Origin of the sequence: Bowmanella dokdonensis, assembly GCF_017254865.1 — a bacterium.
GTDB lineage: Bacteria > Pseudomonadota > Gammaproteobacteria > Enterobacterales > Alteromonadaceae > Bowmanella > Bowmanella dokdonensis.
Genome location: NZ_JAFKCV010000344.1, coordinates 1 through 294, shown reverse-complemented (window position 1 = coordinate 294; position 294 = coordinate 1). Strand labels below are relative to the sequence as shown.

Sequence of the window (294 nt, the reverse complement as noted above, 5' to 3'; positions counted from 1 at the left end):
ACCAGGGTGTTTGTTTATCACGAATTCAGACATAAGGTGATGGCGTCCCTCAGTGTGCATGCGCTGGTCAAGTTTCACAGTCGTCATAAGTTGCTTGTGATGGCGTACAGCCCCGTTTTGTACCGTGCTTTGGGGCGATTGGTTGCCCAGGCCAAAGGGCAGGAACATACCATCGCCCAGGAATATCTGGCTTTGATGATGCAAGCATTATCCAAGCCCACCAACAGGCGCAAACACACTAACGTGCTGATGCATATGCAGGGCTATTTTAAACGTGATTTGATGCCGGCCGAC

Annotated in this window: 1 protein-coding gene; it reads left to right on the top strand. The window is 50.7% G+C overall.

Annotated elements, in window-relative coordinates; translation table 11 throughout:
* Nucleotides 1-39 precede the first annotated feature (39 nt).
* On the top strand, nucleotides 40-294 hold a 255-nt coding region (locus J0A66_RS22870), incomplete at its 3' end, for a DUF1722 domain-containing protein (protein WP_206576081.1).